Below are 17245 nucleotides of genomic sequence, written 5' to 3'. Positions count from 1 at the left end.
GCGCGAGAGCGGGCGATATAGCGGGCGATTTCCGGGGGCGCAAGCGGCCTTTTGAACTAAGTTTTGAACTAAGTAGCCATCCGCGGATCGGCGACGTCCTCGATCTCGAACTGGACGCCCTTGCGACCGTTCCAGTCGTCCGCCTTCAGACGACCGACGACGCTGAGACCGCCCTGCCCCGCCAGCAGCGCCCTGCCCGAGGGCAGGTCGGCGCAGCGCCAGGCGATGGCCTTCACAGAAGCCCCGTCCGCACCGACCAGCCGGCAGCGGACATGGCCGCCGTTCATCTGCACCGGCTCGCGCGACTGAACGCCGCTGAGCGCGAACAGCGGCTCGGGGTTGGCCGGACCGAAGGGGGCCAGACGTTCGAAGCCCTCGAACAGCGCCCGCGAGGCCGCGCCGGGGTCGATCAGGGCATCGACCTCGACCCAGTCGAGGGCATCGGCATCGGCCTGTTCGCCGGCCATGGTCGCATTCAGGAAATCGCGGAGGGCGTCGATGCCGTCGGGCCGGATCGTCAGACCCGCCGCCATGGCGTGGCCTCCGCCCGCCAGCAGCAAGCCCTCGCGCCAGGCCGACTGGATCGCGCGCCCCAGGTTCATGCCGGGCTGTGACCGCCCGGAGCCCTTGCCGACATGCGCGACGGCGTCCACGCCGATCACGATCACCGGCTTTCGCCAGCGTTCGCGAAGCCGGCCGGCCACGATGCCGACGACGCCGGGATGCCAGTCCTCGCCCGAGACCACGACGACGGCCGAGCCGTCCGCATGCTGCCCCGTGGCCTCGACGCGGCGGGTGGCCGTTTCGGTGACCTCCCGCTCGACCTCGCGCCGGGCGACGTTCAGGGCGTCCAGTTCCTCGGCCAGGGCCCGGGCCTCGAGCGGATCGTCCGTGGACAGCAGGCGGGCCCCCAGATCGGCCCGGCCGATCCGTCCCCCCGCATTGATGCGGGGACCGAGGATGAAGCCCGCGTGATTCGATTTCGCCGGGCCCGGCTCTGCGCCCGCGACGGCCAGAAGCGCCTTCAGGCCCGGATTGCGCCAGCCCGACATGACCCTGAGCCCCAGCCCGGTCAGCGCGCGATTGAAACCGGTCAGGCCGGTGACGTCGCAGATGGCACCGAGCGCCGCCAGATCGAGCCACTGGCGGATGTCGGGCTCCGGCGTCTCGACGAACAGCCCGCGCTTCCGGGCCTCCCGGTTCAGGGCGGCCAGCAGGACGAACACCACGCCCGCCGCCGCCAGATTGCCCTGACCGGAGGTATCACCCGGGCGATTCGGGTTGACGACCGCCAGACACCGGGGCGGCTCCTCGCGCATCATGTGGTGATCGATCACCACGACCTTGAGCCCGATCCCGCACGCGTGGGCGATCGCCTCGTTGGCGGCTGCGCCGCAGTCGACCGTGATGACCAGTTCGGCCCCCGAGGCCTTCAGCCGGTCGAAGGCCATAGGACTGGGGCCATAGCCCTCGGTCAGGCGGTCCGGGACATAGATCGGCAGGTCGCGGCCAAGAGCCCGGAACCAGCGCACCAGCAGGGCCGCGCTGGAGGCCCCGTCGACGTCATAGTCGGCGAAGACATGAATGCTCTCGCCCGACTGGATCGCGGACACGATCGCTTCGGCCGCCAGGTCCATGTCCATGAAGCTGGACGGATCGGGAAACAGCGCCTTGAGCGTCGGCTCCAGAAAGTCGGCACCCTGCTCCGGCTTCACGCCCCGCGCGGCCAGGGCCCGCGCCAGCGGCTCGTCAAGCCCCAGACCCTGCATGTGGGCCCGGATGACCGACGCCTCGGCGGGCCGCTGCCTCCATGCGCGCCCCGACAGCGAGCGCGCGACATCGAGGAACCCCGGCGTCAGTGGCGCGGCCGGAGGTCCATCGGCCATCAGATCGGGCGGGTCGTGCGAATGCGGCGCACGGTCCGGGTGGAGGAGTCCATCACGAGGGTGTGGGTGGTGACGAAGTTGGCCCCCATCTGCACACCGTCCAGCATGGCCCCCTTGGTCACGCCGGTGGCCGCGAAGACGGCGTCCTTGGAGACCAGTTCGTGCAGGTCGTATTTGCGGTCGAAATCGGTGACGCCGGTGCGCTGGGCCCGGGCGCGCTCGTCATCGTTCCGGAACAGCAGACGCCCCTGGAAATGCCCGCCCACGCATTTGAGCGCAGAGGCCGCCAGCACGCCTTCGGGGGCGCCGCCCGAACCCAGATACAGATCGATGCCGGTTTCCGGCTCGGCCGTGTGGATCACGCCGGCCACGTCGCCGTCGGTGATCAGCATGACCTTGGCCCCGACCTCGCGCAGGGCGGCGATCAGCGCCTCGTGGCGGGGGCGGTCCATCACGCAGACGGTGATCTGGTCCGGCCGCACGCCCTTGGCCGAGGCCAGCGAGCGGACGTTGTCGCCGGGCGTCATGTCCAGATCGACCGTGCCGAGCGCATAGCCGGGACCGATGGCGATCTTGTCCATATAGGTGTCGGGCGCATGCAGCATGCCGCCGCCGGCCGACATCGACAGCACCGTCAGCGCATTGGCCATGGCCTTGGCCGTTAGGGTGGTGCCTTCCAGCGGATCCAGGGCGATGTCGATGGCCGGGCCTTTGCCGGTACCGACCTTCTCGCCGATGTAGAGCATCGGCGCTTCGTCGCGCTCGCCCTCGCCGATGACGATCTTGCCGTCGATATCCAGGCTGTTCAGCGCCGTGCGCATGGCGTCGACCGCCAGCTGGTCGGCGTGTTTCTCGTCCCCGCGCCCGATCTGGGCCCAGGACGCGATCGCGGCCAGTTCGGTGACCATGGCGGCGTCGGCGGCCAAGGTCGATGAAAAGGGCGTCGAGGCGAAGGGGGCCGTGTCAGCCATGTGAAAACTCCTGAGAGGGATGATCCCCGGATTCTCTCGACCGGGCGATGGATTTCGCGGATCAGCGCGGCGCGGGCGTCCGATCGATCGGGGGCGGGGCCGCGCCACGACGGCGCAACTCGGCGGCGAAGGCGTCGACCTCGGCCTGGGTTTCCGCCGTGACGGGCGAGATGGCCTGGGCATCGACGCGGGCGTTGACCTCGTTGGCGAAGGCGACCGGGTCGCCCAGCGTCCACTCGATCCGGGACGCCTCGCCGGCCAGGGCCCCGCCCGAGGCGCGCAGCGTATTGACGCGGGCCGCAACCTCGATCGGCCGTGGCGTGTCCGTCGCGGTCTTGGGGAAGTCGGCCCAGCGCGGATACTCGCGGTTCGCGTCGACCAGGGCCTGGACGCGCGGCGCGATCGGCGAGGTGGCATCGGTCGTGGGGTCGAAGGCCCCGGCGCAACCGGCCACGCCCGCCGTCGACACTGAGGCCAGCGCCAGTCCGACTATCTTTTTCGCCCGATGCGCGTTCATGTCCGCGTCGGTCTAATGCATGATCGTGACAGGCGGAAGGGCGGAGCACGCGCACGCCGTCGAACTGGAAGCGCAAGGATCCTTCATGGCCCGGACCCCGACCTCCCCACCGCCGACCCTCGCCGCCGCCAAGGCCCCGCGCAAGGCCGGCCGTCCGACCTCGGCCAAACCTCGCGCGCCCAAGGCGAAAGCGGTCCCGACCCCCGTCGACACGCCGGCCGTCGATCCCGTCCCGGCCCCGCCGCCCGAATCGCCCTCTCCCCTCGCCCTGCCCGACATCGCGGCCGACCAGCGCCAGATGCTCGAGGCCCTGTCGCTGAACCTGGCCCGCGCGGCCATGACGGCCCAGTCCGCCATCGCCGAGGCAGCCCTGTCCCAGGCCGACCGCCCGGCGGCCCTCTCGCCCGATCCCTTCAACGTGGGGCCGGCGATGAATTCGGTCATGACCAGTCTGGCGGCGCGACCGGACAAGCTGTTCGCGGCCCAGGCCGACCTGTTCAACCGCTACATGGACCTGTGGGCCTCCACCACGCGCCGCGCGGCCGGCGAGGCCTCGCCAGAACCGTCGAAGGACAAGCGGTTCAAGGACCCTGCCTGGTCCGAGAACCCGATGTTCGACATGATGCGCCAGTCCTACCTCGTGACCTCGGACTGGATGAACGGCCTCGTCTCCTCGGTCGAGGATGTCGATCCGATCGTCAAACGCCGCGCCGAGTTCTTCACCAAGCTGCTGACCGACGCCTTCTCGCCGTCGAATTTCCTCGCCTCCAATCCGGCGGCGCTGAAGGCCATGGCCGAGACGAATGGCGAATCGCTGGTCAAGGGCATGCAGAACTTCGCCGCCGATCTCGAACGCGGCATGGGCAAGCTCAAGATCAGCCAGGCCGACTACGGCAAGTTCGTCGTCGGCGAGAATGTCGCCACCGCGCCGGGCCAGGTCGTCTGGCGCGACGAACTGTTCGAGCTGATCCAGTTCGATGCCGCGACGGACAGACAGCGCGCCATTCCGCTGCTGATCTTCCCGCCCTGGATCAACAAATTCTACATCATGGATCTCCAGCCGGAGAACTCCATGATCCGCTGGCTGTCGGCCCAGGGCTTCACCGTGTTCGTCTGCTCATGGGTGAACCCCGACGTCGACAAGGCCGGCTTCGGCTTCGACGACTATCTGGAAAAGGGCATCTATCGCGCGGTCGAGAAGGCGCTGGAGCAATCCGGCTCGAAGACGCTGAACACCGTCGGCTATTGCATCGGCGGGACGCTGATGGGGGCCGCCCTCGCCCATATGGCGGCCAAAGGCGATACCCGCGTCGGCTCGACGACCTTCTTCGCCGCCCAGCATGATTTCGCCGAGGCGGGCGACCTGCTGCTGTTCACCGATGAGCACTGGCTGTCCCAGGTCGAGGACCAGATGGATGCGGCGGGCGGCGTCCTGCCCGGTGCGGCCATGGCCGAGACGTTCAACGCCCTGCGCGCCAACGACCTGATCTGGTCGTTCTTCGTGTCCAACTATCTGATGGGCAAGTCGCCCGCGGCGTTCGACCTGCTGTTCTGGAACGCCGACCAGACCCGGATGCCCAAGCGGCTGCACATGGACTATCTGCGCTCCATGTATGGCCAGAACCTGCTGTCGAAGGGCGAGTTCACGATCGGCGGCCTCAAGGTCGATCTGTCGAAGGTGACGATCCCCCTGTATTTCCAGGCCAGCCGCGAGGATCACATTGCGCCGATGAACTCGGTCTATCGCTCGGCCCGGGCGTTTTCCAACGCCGACGTGACCCTGACCCTTGCCGGTTCGGGCCATATCGCGGGGGTGATCAATCCGCCCTCCGCGAAGAAGTACCAGCACTGGACCAACGCCGCCCTGCCCGGCTCTCTCGCCGAATGGCAGGCCGGGGCGCTCGAGCATCCCGGCAGCTGGTGGGAGCACTGGGCCACCTGGCTCCACGACAAGTCCGGCGACTGGGTCGCGGCCCGCAATCCGAAGACGGGGCCTCTGAAGCCCATCGAGCCGGCCCCCGGCAGCTATGTAAAGGTCAAGTCTTGAAGGTCGAACCCAATCTGCTGCTGGCCGTCGCCACCGGCACCGCCCTGACCCTTCTGGTCCTGACCGCCGGGACCTTCGGCCGCCCCGACTATCTGTTCCGCTATTCGGTCATCGCGATCGGGTTTTCGGCCTGCTACGTCGCGCTCAACACCCTGATCGAAAGCCGGGCCGTCGCCCCGCCCGCGCCCATGGTGTCGCGCGATGTGCGCTCCCTGCCCTGGGCGGCCTTCATCCCGGCCTTCATGCTGCTGGCGGCGGCGGTGCCGGTCATCCTGCCGGGGCGCGACTTCGCCCTGCTGGTGATCGTCTGCACCGTCCTGTTCGGGCTGACCGTCCGTTCGGCGATGCGGGTCACACCCTAGCGCTCGATCGTTTGAGGTGGACCCACTTCGTGGGTCCACCGAAGGCGTGAATCAAGCTCTCGCTTATCCCGGGCCTCAGGCCGGCTGAAAGGTCAGCGCCACGCCGTTGTTGCAGTAGCGCTTGCCCGTCGGCCGCGGGCCGTCGTCGAAGACGTGGCCCTGGTGCCCCAGGCAACGGGCGCAGTGGTATTCGGTGCGCGGGAAACCGATGGCCAGGTCAGTCTTCATGCCCAGCGAGCCGGGGATGTAGTCGTAGAAGCTGGGCCAGCCGGTGCCGGAGTCGTACTTGGTCTGCGACCGGAACAGCGGCAGCGCGCAGCCCTTGCAGACGAAGGTCCCCGCGCGGTGCTCGTTGTTCAGCGGGCTGGTGCCCGGCCGTTCGGTCGCCTCATGGCGCAGGACATTGTAGCTGGAGGCCGGCAGCCGCGCGCGCCACTGGGCATCGGTGATCCGGCGGAACGGCGAGTTGGCGTACTGCGCCTCGGACGCATCCGCCTCGCCCGGAGAGGAACAGGCCGCAAGCCCGGTGGCGGCGGCACCGAGCAGCAGGGCCCGGCGGGAGGTCGTGAAGGTCTGGGTCATGGCCCTACATACGTCGGCATGACGCGCGAGGTTTCAAGGCGTCATATCCGCCCCGCTCAGACCAGGCCCGTCGCCTCGTCCAGACCGAGCATCAGGTTCAGGTTCTGCACCGCCGCCCCCGACGCGCCCTTGCCGAGGTTGTCCAGCAGGGCCACCAGCCGCGCCTGCGAGCCGTCCCGGTCCCCGAACACATGCAGACGCATCCTGTTGGTGCCGTTCAGGCCTTCGGGATCCAGGCCCGTCATGGCCTCGGTCTCGTCCAGACCGGCCACTTCGACGAAGCGGGCTCCGTCATAGGCCTCGACCAGGGCTCCGTGCAGCCGGTCGATCGAGGGCGTCTCGGGCAGGGCCGCCAGCTGAAGCGGCACCTCGACCAGCATGCCCTGGCGATAGGTGCCGACCGCCGGCGCGAACAGCACATCGTGGTGCAGGCCGCTGTGCCGCGTCATCTCGGGCACGTGCTTGTGCCGCAGCGTCAGGCCATAGGCGCGGAAGGCCGGCGCGCCCTCGCCCTGTTCAAACTCGGCAATCATTGATTTCCCGCCGCCCGAATAGCCCGACACGGCGTTGACCGTCACCGGCCAGTCAGCGGGCACCAGTGCGGCCTTCACCAGCGGCCGTATCAAGCCGATGAAGCCCGTTGGATAGCATCCGGGGTTCGATACGCGTCGCGAGCCGATGATCTCGCCCCGCTGGACCGCGTCCATCTCGGGAAAGCCATAGGTCCAGCCGGTCGCGACGCGGAAGGCCGTGGAGGCGTCGATGACCCGCACGTCCGGGTTCTCGATCATGGCGACGGCATCCCTGGCCGCATCGTCCGGCAGGCACAGGATCACGGCATCGGCCGCATTCAGCGCCTCGGCGCGCGCGGCGGGGTCCTTTCGCCGGTCGCCGGTCAGGGAGATGAATGTCAGATCGGCGCGTCCCTCCAGCCGCTGCCGGATCTCCAGCCCCGTGGTCCCGGCCTCGCCGTCGATGAAGATGGTGTGGGTCATGAGTGTATTCCGACCAAGAAAAAGGGCGCTTCGGTGTCCCGAAGCGCCCTCATCCAAACCGCGGTGAAACGGCTTAGCGCTTCGAGAACTGGAAGGACTTGCGGGCCTTGGCGCGGCCGTACTTCTTGCGCTCGACGACGCGGCTGTCGCGGGTCAGGAAGCCGTGCGGCTTCAGGACCGGACGAAGCGCCGGCTCGTAGTGGGTCAGGGCGTGCGACAGGCCGTGGCGGATCGCGCCGGCCTGGCCGGACAGGCCCGAGCCCTCGACCGTGCAGACCACGTCGAACTCGGTTTCACGACCGCAGACGACCAGCGGCTGGGCGATCATCATGCGCAGGATTTCGCGAGCGAAATACTGCATCTGATCCTTGCCGTTGATCGTGAACTTGCCGGTGCCGGGCATGACCCAGACGCGGGCGATGGCGTTCTTGCGCTTGCCGGTCGAATAGGCGCGACCCTGGGCGTCCACCTTCTTTTCGTAGACGGGGGCCGAGTTGTCGTAGCCGTTGTCCGAGGTGGCGAGGCCCTTCAGGGCGTCGAAACCGGTAGCCGCTTCTTGCGTGACGTCGGTCATGATCAGAGGCTCCGGGCGTTCTTGGGCGAGCGGGCCTTGAAGTCGATGACTTCAGGCTGCTGGGCGTCGTGCGTGTGGGTCGGGCCGGCGAAGATGCGCAGGTGCGTCATCTGCTGGCGCGCCAGCGGGCTTTCCTTGGGCAGCATGCGCTCGACGGCCTTTTCCAGGACGCGCTCGGGGAAGCGGCCGTTCAGGACCTTCTGGGGCGTGGTCTGCTTGATGCCGCCCGGGTGGCCGGTGTGGCGGTAGTAGATCTTGTCGGTCAGCTTCTTGCCCGTGAACACCACCTTGTCGGCGTTGACGACGATGACGTGGTCGCCCGAGTCAACGTGGGGGGTGTAGGTCGGCAGGTGCTTGCCGCGCAGGCGCATGGCGATGAAGGTCGCGAGACGGCCGACCACGACGCCTTCGGCGTCGATGACGATCCACTTCTTGTCGACCTCTGACGGCTTCAACGCAGCCGTGGTGCTCTTCAGCATGAGGTGGGTTCCGGAAACAGGAGGGTTCGCTCCGGACGGTCCGAAGCGAGCGAAGGCGCGCTAGTAGAGGATGGGTCCACAGGCGTCAATGGCCGCATGAACGCCGAACCGGCATCAAGCGATTGTTCTGCAACGACTTTTCGATAGCGGTATGAAAATACCGCATCAAACACGCCCTATCGACGCGGTCCCGACATGAAAAGCCGGGGTTGCGACCGCCGCACCATCCACAGATTGGCGGTCACGAGGGCCAGGACGATCGCCGCCCCGGCCTGGTGCAGCCCGCCCAGCCACAGGGGCACGACGCTGATCAGGGTCACGATCCCCAGCAGGGCCTGCATCCACAGCGCCCCGCCGACGACGAAGGCCGACGTGCCCAGCCCCTCGGCCAGTTTCCACCGCCAGGCCTGGACCGCATAGACCGTTCCGCCGATCAGCAGGCCATAGGCCCAGATCCGGTGATTGAACTGCACCAGCGCCTGGTCGTGCAGGAAGGCCCAGCCGCCCTTGCCCCAGTCGACCGGTGCCAGCAGCGCCCCGTTCATCAGCGGCCAGTCGGTGTAGATGAAGCCCGCCTTGGCCCCCGCCACCAGCCCGCCCAGCAGGCACTGGATGAAGACGGCGCCCCACAGGATCGCCGCGCCGCGGCTCCAGCCCTGCGGCGCACGGTTGTGGTCCTCCCCGCTCCAGGCCTCCAGGGCCGTCCAGATCAGCCCCGCGAAGATCAGCAGGGCCAGACCCAGGTGGGTGGTCAGGCGCTCGGGGGCCACATCGACGCGCTCCGACAGGCCCGAGGACACCATCCACCAGCCGATGACGCCCTGCATCCCGCCCATGGCCAAGAGCAGGGCACAGCGCCAGATCAGCCGCGTCGGCATGGCCAGCCGCCCCAGCAGCGACCGCTCGGGGAACAGCCGGCAGGCGAGGAAGAAGAAGAACGGCAGGGCGAACACGGCCCCGACCAGCCGCCCGAACAGCCGGTGGGCCCACTCCCACCAGAAGATGGACTGGAAGTCCGCCATGCTCATGCCCGCATTGACCTGGGCGTACTGGGGAATGGCCTTGTACTTCTCGAAGGCCTCGGACCAGTCCGCGGCGTTCAGGGGCGGCAGGGCCCCCATGATCGGCTTCCATTCCGTGATCGACAGCCCCGAGCCGGTCAGACGTGTGATGCCCCCGATCACCACCATGGCGAACACCATTGCCGCGCACGCGAATAGCCAGATCGCCACCGGGCGGGATTGGCTGGAATTTCCGAAACGGTTCATTCGACGCCTGTCGATTGGACGGATACAGTGACGCCTCATCGGGCGACCGGCGCGGTATGCTCCCGCCCGGTGGCAAGATCGAGTCGGGTTTGATGACGCAGGCGGGCTTGCAGGCGCGCTTCAGGAGATGGCCTTGGAATATGCCGATATCGTCGCGGCCTTGGTGGGCGTCTTCGCCGTCGCCTGGATCGCCGACATGCTGACCGGGCGGCGGGGGCTGTTCGCGGCGTCCCTGGTCAGCGCGACCGGAGCGGCCTGCGGCTGGTTCCTGGCCGTGCGCGTCTTCGGCGCGGCCACCATGGACGACTTCCTGTGGACGGCCTGGGCCGCCGGCGGGGCGATTCTGGCCCTTGTGGCCTTCTACCTGTTCCGGAACACCCGCTGATGGGCCTTCGCACGCGCAGAGCCGTGGCGTCCTTAGGGATCGTCGCCTTCCTGACCTTCTACGTCTGGGCCGTCGTCAGCCTGGGCGCCCGGCTGCCGGAGCACCCGCTGGTGCAGCTTCTCTTCTACGGCATTGCCGGCACCGCCTGGGGGATCCCCCTGCTGCCGCTGCTGAGTTGGTCCGAAGGCCGCCCGTTCGGCTTTGGACGTCCCAAGCAGGACTAGAGGCGCCGGGCATCGGCAAGGCGGCGATTCGCGGCCGGGCGTCCGGACGGACCGCCGATCGGCGACCGGGCCATCAAAAGGTTTCCCATTCGATTTCCCTCGGGGCGGCAAGGGCGAGCGCGGCACCGCCTGATCGCCGGGGCGCGGCCTGCCGTCGCACGGGGCCGCCGCTGCGGTCGTGGGCGGCGTGGCCCGGACCGGGCACGACCCGCGCCGTGGTTCCGGCGGCCGCGCCGATCCGGAAGCGTCCGACCAGCTGGGCCAGTTCGCTCGCCTCCTGGGACAGGTTGTGGCTCGCGGCGGTGGACTGCTCGACCATGGCCGCGTTCTGCTGGGTCGTCTGGTCCATCTGGTTGACGGCCGTGTTGACCTGGCTGAGCGCGGTGGCCTGTTCCTGCGCCGAGGCGTTAATCTCCGCCATCAGTCCGTTGATCTCCATGACCCGGCCGACGATGGCGGTCAGGGCCTCACCGGTCTGGCCGACCAACCCGACGCCGTCGCGCACCTGATCGGTCGAGGCCGAGATCAAGGCCTTGATCTCCCTGGCCGCCTCGGCCGAGCGCTGGGCCAGGGCCCGGACCTCGGACGCGACGACCGCGAAGCCGCGACCCGCATCGCCGGCCCGGGCCGCCTCGACCCCGGCGTTCAGCGCCAGAAGGTTGGTCTGGAAGGCGATCTCGTCGATGACACCGATGATCTGGCTGATCTGCTCGGCCGAGTTCTGGATCTGGCCCATGGCGGTCACGGCGCGGGACACGATCTGGCCGCTGGTCTCGGCGTCCTGACGCGCGTCGGCGACCACCACATTGGCACGCTGGGCACCCTCCGCCGTGCGGCGCACGGTGGCCGTGATCTGGTCCAGCGCCGCCGCGGTCTGCTCCAGGGTCGCGGCCTGCTGCTCGGTCCGGCGCGACAGGTCGTCGGCGGCCTGGCTGATCTCGCTCGAGCCGACCTGCATGGCCGAGGCGTTGGCGGTGATCATGCCCATGGCATCGGCCAGCTTGCCCATCGCCGCATTGAAGTCCGCCTTCAGTTGCGCGTACTCGCCCGGAAACTCCGGCTCGATCCGATAGGACAGGTCGCCGGCGGCCAGGGCCGTCAGCCCGCGACCGGTCTCCGCGACGATGCCGGCCTGCTCGGCGGCGAGGGCCGCCCGACGCGCCTCCATTTCGATGCGCTGGGTTTCGGCCGCCGTGATGTCGCTGGCGAACTTGACCACCTTGTAGGGCGCACCGTCCGGGCCGAGGATCGGATTGTACGCGGCGTCCAGGATGATCCGCTCGCCGTTCCGGCCGACCCGCACGAACCGGTCGGAGACGAACTGGCCGTCCCGCAGCCTGCGCCAGAGTTCGGCATAGTCCTCGGACGCTGCATAGGCTGGATCCACGAACATGCGGTGCTGACGGCCGACGATGTCGGAAAGCGAATAGCCGACGACCTTCAGGAAATTCTCGTTGGCGTCCAGGATCGTGCCGTCCAGATCGAACTCGATCACGGCCTGGTTGCGCTTGGCCGCCACCATCAGGGCCGCGGCATCGGCCGCACCGATCGAGGCCTCGCGCATCCGGGCGACGATCAGATCCTGCAGGGCGATGACCGCCCGGCTGATCGCGCCCAGTTCGTCCTTCCGGCTGGTCGCGCCCAGCGCGACGTCCGTGCGGCCCTGGGACATCGCCGTCAGGGTTTGCGTGAGGTCGCCGAGCGGCGCGAACACCGTCCGGATCAGCAGCACGACCGCCAGACCCAGCACGCCCAACAGGATCAACGCTCCCACCGCCATGGCCGCGTCGCCCGTTGCGCCGACCGAGACGGCCTCGGCTTCGTTGAGCTTCTGCAGGTCGGTGGCCTGCCGTACCGCGGTGTCGACGCCCTGCCTGTGGTCGCGATAGGCGGCCTGGACCTCGTCGTACGCCGCCGCCGACGCGGCGGGATCCCCGCGCTTGAGGGCGGGGATCAATCCCTGTTCCACCGCCACCCAGAAGGCCTGCGCCGGACGGTCCACCTTCTCGGCCAGGGTCGCCTTGATGTCCGCCGGCAGGTCGGACGCCGCCCAGAAGGCCATGCGGTCCGCATACTGCCGGCGAAGCTCGGTCAGGCGCTGACTGTGGCGATCGACATCATCCGGACCGATGAAGGCCTGGGAGGCTTCCAGATTGGCTTCGATGACGTAGGCCGGCGGAGGCAGGATGTCGGCGACCAGGTCCTTGTCGCGGACGATCGACTGATAGGCACCCCCGCCGACGCGGATGGTATCCACGATCTGAAAGTTGGCGGCGGCGGCAAGGACGAAGAGAGCCGCGAAGGCGAGGGCTCCAAGGGTAAAGGATCGTCTCAGCAAGAGGTCCCCACGGGTATGTCTAGAAGCTAGCGAATACTCCAAGGTGGGGCTTAAAGATCGTTTAAATAGGTAGTGTCACTGAGGGTTCGATCCACGAGGTCACGCCGTACTTTGTATTTTTCGCTATTGGGTCCCGGCGGAACCGGGACGGGATCGGCGATGCTGTTCATCCGTGGACCGTTGCGGCGCAGATCACAGGTCAGTGCGCCGTGGATGGGTCCGATCAAGGCTGTGCTGCAAACGACCGTTGGACCACCGCGCGATCGGTGGCGGACAGGCACATCGCCGTCATTCTGACGCCCGTCGAGGCTGTGAAGGCATAATGGCGACGCAGTGGATCACCACCGCGTCGCCATTACGACAGACCATTGATTTTAATGGTCGGAGCGACAGGATTCGAACCTGCGACCCCTTGACCCCCAGTCAAGTGCGCTACCAGGCTGCGCCACGCTCCGAGAGGCCGGTCCTATAGCGGGGGGTTCGCATCCCCGCAAACCCTAAAAGTCGCAATCGACCTCAGCGCGCCAGAACGGCGTCCAGACGCGCCCGCGCCTGCTCCAGATCGGCCAGGACGCTGCGCAACCGCGCATCGGCGCCGTCGGAGGCCGGGTTCGATTCGCCAACGGCAGACGGGCTCGCCGATCCCGGCGCCGCGTCCATGCTGAACGCCGCTTCCGGATCGCCGTAGGCCGCCAGGCGCGCCAGCCCCTGATCCTTGTGCAGGCGCTGGACACCCTTGATGGTCAGGCCCTCGTCGTGGAGCAGTCGACGGACCGCCTTGAGCACCACGACATCCTGGGGGCGATAGAACCGGCGTCCGCCGGCGCGCTTCACCGGCGTGATGAAGGTGAATTTCGTTTCCCAGAACCGCAGCACATGCTGGGGCGCGCCCACCGCCTCGGCGGCCTCCGAGATCGTCCGGAACGCGTTGGGACTCTTGGCCATCAGGCGCCGTTGGTCGCGCCGTGAACCCGGGACTTCATGATCTGCGAGGCGCGGAAGCTGATGACGCGACGCGGATTGATCGCCGCCGGCTCGCCGGTCTTGGGGTTACGCCCCATGCGCGCGCTCTTCTCGCGGACCTGAAAGACGCCGAACCCCGACAGCTTGACCGTCTGGCCCTGCTCCAGACTTTCGACGATCAGTTCCAGCGTGCGCTCCACCAGGCTGGAGCATTCCTGTCGCGACAGGCCGACTTCTTCCAGAACGGCCTCGCACAGGTCTGCGCGGGTCAGGGTCTGCAGTTCGGCCAAGTCACGATCCCCTCGCTTCGACACCGGAACCGGCATCGCTCCCGTTGCATCATAAAAGGGGAAAACCACGCGAAGTCAAAGCGCACCGCACTCGTTACAGTCGAAACGCGCAGGCTCCCCAGGTCAGGCCGCCGCCCATGGCCTCCAGCAGGACCAGATCGCCGCGCCGGATCCGTCCGTCCCGGATCGCCGTGTCGAGCGCCAGGGGGATGGAGGCCGCCGAGGTGTTGGCATGCATGGCCACGGTCGAGATGACCTTGTGCTCATCCAGGCCCAGGCGATCGCCGACGCCCTTGATGATCCTCTGGTTGGCCTGATGCGGGACGAACCAGTCGACCTCGGGCACGGTGATGCCCGCGGCCGCGCAGGCCCCGGTGATGGCCTCGGCGATATTGACGACCGCGTGGCGGAAGACCTGGTTCCCCGCCATGCGCAGATGGCCCACGGTTCCCGTGGTCGCCGGGCCGCCGTCGACATACAGCAGATCCGTCTTGGTCCCGTCGGAACGCAGCGCGAAACCGAGAATGCCCTGGTCGGCGGATGTCCCCTGCCCTTCACGGGGTTCGACCACGACGGCCCCGGCCCCGTCCCCGAACAGGACGCACGTCGTCCGGTCGGTCCAGTCCATCAGCCGGGTCATCTCCTCGGCCCCGATGACGAGGGCGCATTTCGACAGGCCGCGCGCCACGAAGCCGTCGGCCACGCTCAGGGCATAGACGAAGCCCGAACAGACCGCCTGGACGTCGAAGGCGATGCAGACGGGCGCCCCCAGCTTGCGCTGCACGATCGACGCCGTCGCGGGAAAGGTCATGTCGGGCGTGGTGGTGGCCACGATGATCATGTCGACATCGGCCGCGGTGCGCCCGGCGTCGGCCAGGGCCCGCCGGGCGGCCTCGGTGGCCAGATCGCTGGTCGGTTCGTCATCGCGCGCCTTGTGGCGCTGGCGGATGCCGGTCCGCTCGATGATCCACTCGTCGGAGGTGTCGACGGTCTTCGACAGCTCCTCATTGGTGACGACCTGTTCCGGCAGGTAGGAGCCGACGCCGGTCACGGCGCTACGGATGACGCTCACGATACAGTCTCTTCTCGCGGGGAGGCGGAAACGGGGGGAAGGCTTTCCAGCACGGTGCCGAGACGACCCAGGTTGGCCCCCACGGTCTGCATATAGTCGCTGCGGGCCAGATCGACGGCGATGCGGATGGCATTGCCAAACCCCTTGGCGTCGGCACCCCCGTGGCTCTTAACCACGATGCCGTTCAGACCCAGCAGCGGACCGCCGTTGATGGCGCTCGGGTCGATCTTCTGGGCCATGGCTTTCAGCGCCGGCATCGCGATCACCGCGCCCAGCTTGGCCTGCAGGGTGGAGGTCAGGGCCTCCTTCAGGAGGGTCGAGATGAACCGGGCCACGCCCTCCGCCGTCTTCAGCGCGATATTGCCGGTGAAACCGTCCGTCACGACCACGTCCACCGTGCCCTTGGCGATGTCGTCGCCCTCGACGAACCCGTGATAGTTCAGGCCCAGACCGCCTTCACGCAGGATTCTGGACGCCTCGCGGACCTCCTCGTGGCCCTTGATGTCCTCCGAGCCGACGTTGAGGATCCCGACCGTCGGCCGATCAACCCCGTGCACCGCCCGGTGAAACGCCTCGCCCATGATGGCGAACTCGATCAGTTGCTCGGCATCGCTCTCGATGTTGGCGCCGACGTCCAGCACCGCCGTGACACCACGAAGGGTCGGCCAGCTGGCGACGATCGCCGGCCGTTCCAGGCCCGGGGCCGCCATGCGCAGAATCAGCTTGGAGATGGCCATCAGCGCGCCGGTGTTCCCGGCCGACACGACCGCGCCGGCCTCGCCCGCCTTCACCGCCTCGATGGCGTTCCACAGGCTGGAGCCCTTTCCCCGCCGCATGGCCTGTGCGGGTTTTTCGTCGGAGGCGATCTTCTTGTCCGTGTGACGCACGTCGCAGACGTCCGCGCTCACGTTCAGCCGGGTCATCTCGGCCCGGATCGCGGCCTCGTCGCCGTGGAGCAGGAACCGTACGCCCTCGCCCCCGTGGCGACGGATGTAGTCCCGGATACCGCCGACGACGACGGGTGGGCCATGGTCGCCACCCATGGCGTCCAGAGAGATCAGCGTGGGGGCTGGCAAGGGCTCGTTCGCTCCGGGCGCGCGCGTCAGGGCGGCGCTCATCTTGTGGGCTTCAGGATACCGTCACCCCGGCGGGATGCAACGGGCACGACGCAGGGTCAGCTTTTTCCCGTATCGTCAGGCAGCTTGAAGGCCTTCAGCACCGCAAACGGCGATATTTCCGCGGGCTCCTCGGGCTGGACGAACTCGGCGCCCGGCTTCCGGGGAAAGGGGTCGAGCGCCAGGGAAAACTGCTCGACCGCATATTGCCCCAGATCGATTCGGCCGTCCTCGATGACGTCGGGCGCATCGTCGTCCAGGGAAACCTCGACCTCGACCTCGTCCGGCTCGCGCGCGCTCGCCTCGACCAGATCGATGGAGAACCGCTCGTCGATCTGGACCGGCAGGGGTTCCAGCGTGATGCCGCAGACCTGCTCGGCGGCCGCGGTCACCCGCCCCGACAGCGTCCATCCGGCGCGCGACGGCAGGAGGCTGACGTCCGCCTCCAGACTCGACAGCGTCGCCAGATCCAGCGCCTTGACGATCCGCGCGCGGGCCGCGTCGTCCGGCACCAGATGCCGGTTCAGGCCCGCGCCGATCTCGTTGATCCGCACGACCTCGCTGAAAGGCAGGATGCGTTCCGGGTTCATGCCGCGACCTCCGGCCATTGGGGGCGTGTCAGCACGGTCTCCATCGGCTGTTCCGCCAGTTTGGCCCTGGCCGCCAGCGCATAGGCCGCCAGGCCCTCAGCCACCGCGGCGTCCTGGCTCTCGTAGACATTGCGGGCCAGTCCGGTCGACAGGGCGGCGGCGTCAGCCTCGCGGATCGCCGGCTCATAGGCGGTCATCCGTCCGTAGAGGGCCTCGCCCAGCTTGCGCATCTTCTTGGCCATGGTGACGTCGTGAACGCCCAGTTCGCGCAGGGAGTTGTCCAGCGCCGACACATAGACGTCGAACAGGTCCTGACCGGCCTCGGCCCCGGCCTGGGTGTTCGGCGCGGGCTCCTCGCGCAACCGCATGACCAGCAGCAGGACGTGCAGCGTATACAGCTCGAATCGCGCGTCGATCTGGTCGGTGACGCCCAGGTCGCGATAGAAGCCGGGTTGCCGCGCCTGGGCCACGGCGGCCTCGTACAGGGCCAGGCCGGGACGGCTGCGCTCGCGCGATCGGAACAGGTTCTTCAGCATGGTCAGCGGCCCCTTTTCTGCCGCGCCGTTGAACTAGGACGCGGGTCCGGT

Annotated in this window: 19 protein-coding genes and 1 tRNA gene; 4 read left to right on the top strand and 16 right to left on the bottom strand. The window is 68.2% G+C overall.

Annotated elements, in window-relative coordinates:
- Positions 1-68: 68 nt before the first annotated feature.
- From recJ to BRESU_RS09465, 3 genes are all read right to left on the bottom strand, one after another.
- On the bottom strand, positions 69-1886 hold the full coding sequence (gene recJ / locus BRESU_RS09475; RefSeq protein WP_013269324.1) for a single-stranded-DNA-specific exonuclease RecJ: 1818 nt from the start codon (positions 1884-1886) through the stop codon (positions 69-71).
- Positions 1886-2857 (bottom strand): class II fructose-bisphosphatase, encoded by a 972-nt coding sequence (gene glpX, locus BRESU_RS09470; RefSeq protein ID WP_013269323.1) that lies wholly within the window; start codon positions 2855-2857, stop codon positions 1886-1888. The genes recJ and glpX overlap by 1 nt, the downstream gene beginning before the upstream one ends.
- Positions 2858-2918: 61 nt before the next feature.
- Positions 2919-3374 (bottom strand): hypothetical protein, encoded by a 456-nt coding sequence (locus BRESU_RS09465; protein WP_013269322.1) that lies wholly within the window; start codon positions 3372-3374, stop codon positions 2919-2921.
- Between the two features lie 85 nt (positions 3375-3459).
- On the opposite strand from BRESU_RS09465, the gene phaC reads away from it, so the two are divergent.
- Together phaC and BRESU_RS09455 are read left to right on the top strand one after the other, a co-directional pair.
- Complete coding sequence (gene phaC / locus BRESU_RS09460; protein WP_013269321.1) at positions 3460-5421, top strand: class I poly(R)-hydroxyalkanoic acid synthase; 1962 nt, start codon at positions 3460-3462, stop codon at positions 5419-5421.
- Positions 5418-5783 carry a hypothetical protein gene (locus BRESU_RS09455; RefSeq protein ID WP_013269320.1) on the top strand — a complete coding sequence of 122 codons (366 nt, stop codon included), beginning with the start codon at positions 5418-5420 and terminating at the stop codon, positions 5781-5783. The genes phaC and BRESU_RS09455 overlap by 4 nt, the downstream gene beginning before the upstream one ends.
- Positions 5784-5858: 75 nt before the next feature.
- Here BRESU_RS09455 and msrB read toward each other — a convergent pair whose 3' ends face one another.
- The 5 genes from msrB to BRESU_RS09430 all read right to left on the bottom strand — a co-directional run bounded on the left by msrB (position 5859) and on the right by BRESU_RS09430 (position 9681).
- Entirely contained in the window at positions 5859-6365 is a 507-nt protein-coding gene (gene msrB / locus BRESU_RS09450; protein ID WP_013269319.1) for a peptide-methionine (R)-S-oxide reductase MsrB, read from the bottom strand.
- A 56-nt stretch (positions 6366-6421) separates the two neighbouring features.
- Positions 6422-7360 (bottom strand): N-acetyl-gamma-glutamyl-phosphate reductase, encoded by a 939-nt coding sequence (gene argC / locus BRESU_RS09445; RefSeq protein WP_013269318.1) that lies wholly within the window; start codon positions 7358-7360, stop codon positions 6422-6424.
- Positions 7361-7433: 73 nt separating this feature from the next.
- Positions 7434-7934, bottom strand: coding sequence for a 30S ribosomal protein S9 (gene rpsI / locus BRESU_RS09440; protein ID WP_013269317.1), 501 nt, complete (start codon positions 7932-7934; stop codon positions 7434-7436).
- 2 nt (positions 7935-7936) lie between these two features.
- Positions 7937-8413 (bottom strand): 50S ribosomal protein L13, encoded by a 477-nt coding sequence (rplM, locus tag BRESU_RS09435; RefSeq protein ID WP_013269316.1) that lies wholly within the window; start codon positions 8411-8413, stop codon positions 7937-7939.
- 176 nt (positions 8414-8589) lie between these two features.
- Positions 8590-9681 (bottom strand): COX15/CtaA family protein, encoded by a 1092-nt coding sequence (locus BRESU_RS09430; RefSeq protein ID WP_013269315.1) that lies wholly within the window; start codon positions 9679-9681, stop codon positions 8590-8592.
- A 133-nt stretch (positions 9682-9814) separates the two neighbouring features.
- Here BRESU_RS09430 and BRESU_RS09425 point away from each other — a divergent pair, with 133 nt between their 5' ends.
- Both BRESU_RS09425 and BRESU_RS09420 read left to right on the top strand, forming a co-directional pair.
- Positions 9815-10066: a hypothetical protein gene (locus tag BRESU_RS09425; RefSeq protein ID WP_013269314.1), complete on the top strand. Its 252-nt coding sequence runs from the start codon at positions 9815-9817 to the stop codon at positions 10064-10066.
- Entirely contained in the window at positions 10066-10290 is a 225-nt protein-coding gene (locus BRESU_RS09420; RefSeq protein WP_013269313.1) for a DUF2842 domain-containing protein, read from the top strand. The genes BRESU_RS09425 and BRESU_RS09420 overlap by 1 nt, the downstream gene beginning before the upstream one ends.
- 73 nt (positions 10291-10363) lie before the next feature.
- Here BRESU_RS09420 and BRESU_RS09415 read toward each other — a convergent pair whose 3' ends face one another.
- From BRESU_RS09415 to BRESU_RS09380, 8 genes are all read right to left on the bottom strand, one after another.
- On the bottom strand, positions 10364-12628 hold the full coding sequence (locus tag BRESU_RS09415; protein WP_013269312.1) for a methyl-accepting chemotaxis protein: 2265 nt from the start codon (positions 12626-12628) through the stop codon (positions 10364-10366).
- A gap of 378 nt (positions 12629-13006) precedes the next feature.
- A tRNA-Pro gene (locus tag BRESU_RS09410) sits at positions 13007-13083 on the bottom strand.
- 61 nt (positions 13084-13144) lie between these two features.
- Positions 13145-13573, bottom strand: a complete 429-nt coding sequence (locus tag BRESU_RS09405) for a MerR family transcriptional regulator (RefSeq protein WP_013269311.1) — start codon at positions 13571-13573, stop codon at positions 13145-13147.
- On the bottom strand, positions 13573-13917 hold the full coding sequence (locus BRESU_RS09400) for an integration host factor subunit alpha (protein ID WP_050762487.1): 345 nt from the start codon (positions 13915-13917) through the stop codon (positions 13573-13575). Before BRESU_RS09400 ends, BRESU_RS09405 begins: the two co-directional genes overlap by 1 nt.
- Positions 13918-13975: 58 nt before the next feature.
- Positions 13976-14953, bottom strand: coding sequence for a beta-ketoacyl-ACP synthase III (locus BRESU_RS09395; RefSeq protein ID WP_013269309.1), 978 nt, complete (start codon positions 14951-14953; stop codon positions 13976-13978).
- Positions 14950-16071 (bottom strand): phosphate acyltransferase PlsX, encoded by a 1122-nt coding sequence (gene plsX / locus BRESU_RS09390; protein ID WP_013269308.1) that lies wholly within the window; start codon positions 16069-16071, stop codon positions 14950-14952. The genes BRESU_RS09395 and plsX overlap by 4 nt, the downstream gene beginning before the upstream one ends.
- A 56-nt stretch (positions 16072-16127) precedes the next feature.
- Positions 16128-16658 carry a YceD family protein gene (locus BRESU_RS09385; protein WP_013269307.1) on the bottom strand — a complete coding sequence of 177 codons (531 nt, stop codon included), beginning with the start codon at positions 16656-16658 and terminating at the stop codon, positions 16128-16130.
- On the bottom strand, positions 16655-17194 hold the full coding sequence (locus BRESU_RS09380) for a ubiquinol-cytochrome C chaperone family protein (protein WP_013269306.1): 540 nt from the start codon (positions 17192-17194) through the stop codon (positions 16655-16657). Before BRESU_RS09380 ends, BRESU_RS09385 begins: the two co-directional genes overlap by 4 nt.
- Positions 17195-17245: the final 51 nt, after the last annotated feature.

Origin of the sequence: Brevundimonas subvibrioides ATCC 15264 (genome assembly GCF_000144605.1) — a bacterium.
Taxonomy (GTDB): domain Bacteria; phylum Pseudomonadota; class Alphaproteobacteria; order Caulobacterales; family Caulobacteraceae; genus Brevundimonas; species Brevundimonas subvibrioides.
Note: the sequence above shows the minus strand (reverse complement) of the source record. Positions and strands in the feature narration are given on the sequence as shown.

Bases quoted from the DNA above. Each gene is read 5' to 3' on its own strand.
- glpX (WP_013269323.1), bottom strand. From the start codon at position 2,857: ATGGCTGACACGGCCCCCTTCGCCTCGACGCCCTTTTCATCGACCTTG.
- BRESU_RS09380 (WP_013269306.1), bottom strand. From the start codon at position 17,194: ATGCTGAAGAACCTGTTCCGATCGCGCGAGCGCAGCCGTCCCGGCCTG.
- BRESU_RS09420 (WP_013269313.1), top strand. From the start codon at position 10,066: ATGGGCCTTCGCACGCGCAGAGCCGTGGCGTCCTTAGGGATCGTCGCC.
- rpsI (WP_013269317.1), bottom strand. From the start codon at position 7,934: ATGACCGACGTCACGCAAGAAGCGGCTACCGGTTTCGACGCCCTGAAG.
- phaC (WP_013269321.1), top strand. From the start codon at position 3,460: ATGGCCCGGACCCCGACCTCCCCACCGCCGACCCTCGCCGCCGCCAAG.
- msrB (WP_013269319.1), bottom strand. From the start codon at position 6,365: ATGACCCAGACCTTCACGACCTCCCGCCGGGCCCTGCTGCTCGGTGCC.
- BRESU_RS09400 (WP_050762487.1), bottom strand. From the start codon at position 13,917: ATGCCGGTTCCGGTGTCGAAGCGAGGGGATCGTGACTTGGCCGAACTG.
- argC (WP_013269318.1), bottom strand. From the start codon at position 7,360: ATGACCCACACCATCTTCATCGACGGCGAGGCCGGGACCACGGGGCTG.
- rplM (WP_013269316.1), bottom strand. From the start codon at position 8,413: ATGCTGAAGAGCACCACGGCTGCGTTGAAGCCGTCAGAGGTCGACAAG.
- BRESU_RS09385 (WP_013269307.1), bottom strand. From the start codon at position 16,658: ATGAACCCGGAACGCATCCTGCCTTTCAGCGAGGTCGTGCGGATCAAC.
- BRESU_RS09465 (WP_013269322.1), bottom strand. From the start codon at position 3,374: ATGAACGCGCATCGGGCGAAAAAGATAGTCGGACTGGCGCTGGCCTCA.
- plsX (WP_013269308.1), bottom strand. From the start codon at position 16,071: ATGAGCGCCGCCCTGACGCGCGCGCCCGGAGCGAACGAGCCCTTGCCA.
- recJ (WP_013269324.1), bottom strand. From the start codon at position 1,886: ATGGCCGATGGACCTCCGGCCGCGCCACTGACGCCGGGGTTCCTCGAT.
- BRESU_RS09430 (WP_013269315.1), bottom strand. From the start codon at position 9,681: ATGAACCGTTTCGGAAATTCCAGCCAATCCCGCCCGGTGGCGATCTGG.
- BRESU_RS09405 (WP_013269311.1), bottom strand. From the start codon at position 13,573: ATGGCCAAGAGTCCCAACGCGTTCCGGACGATCTCGGAGGCCGCCGAG.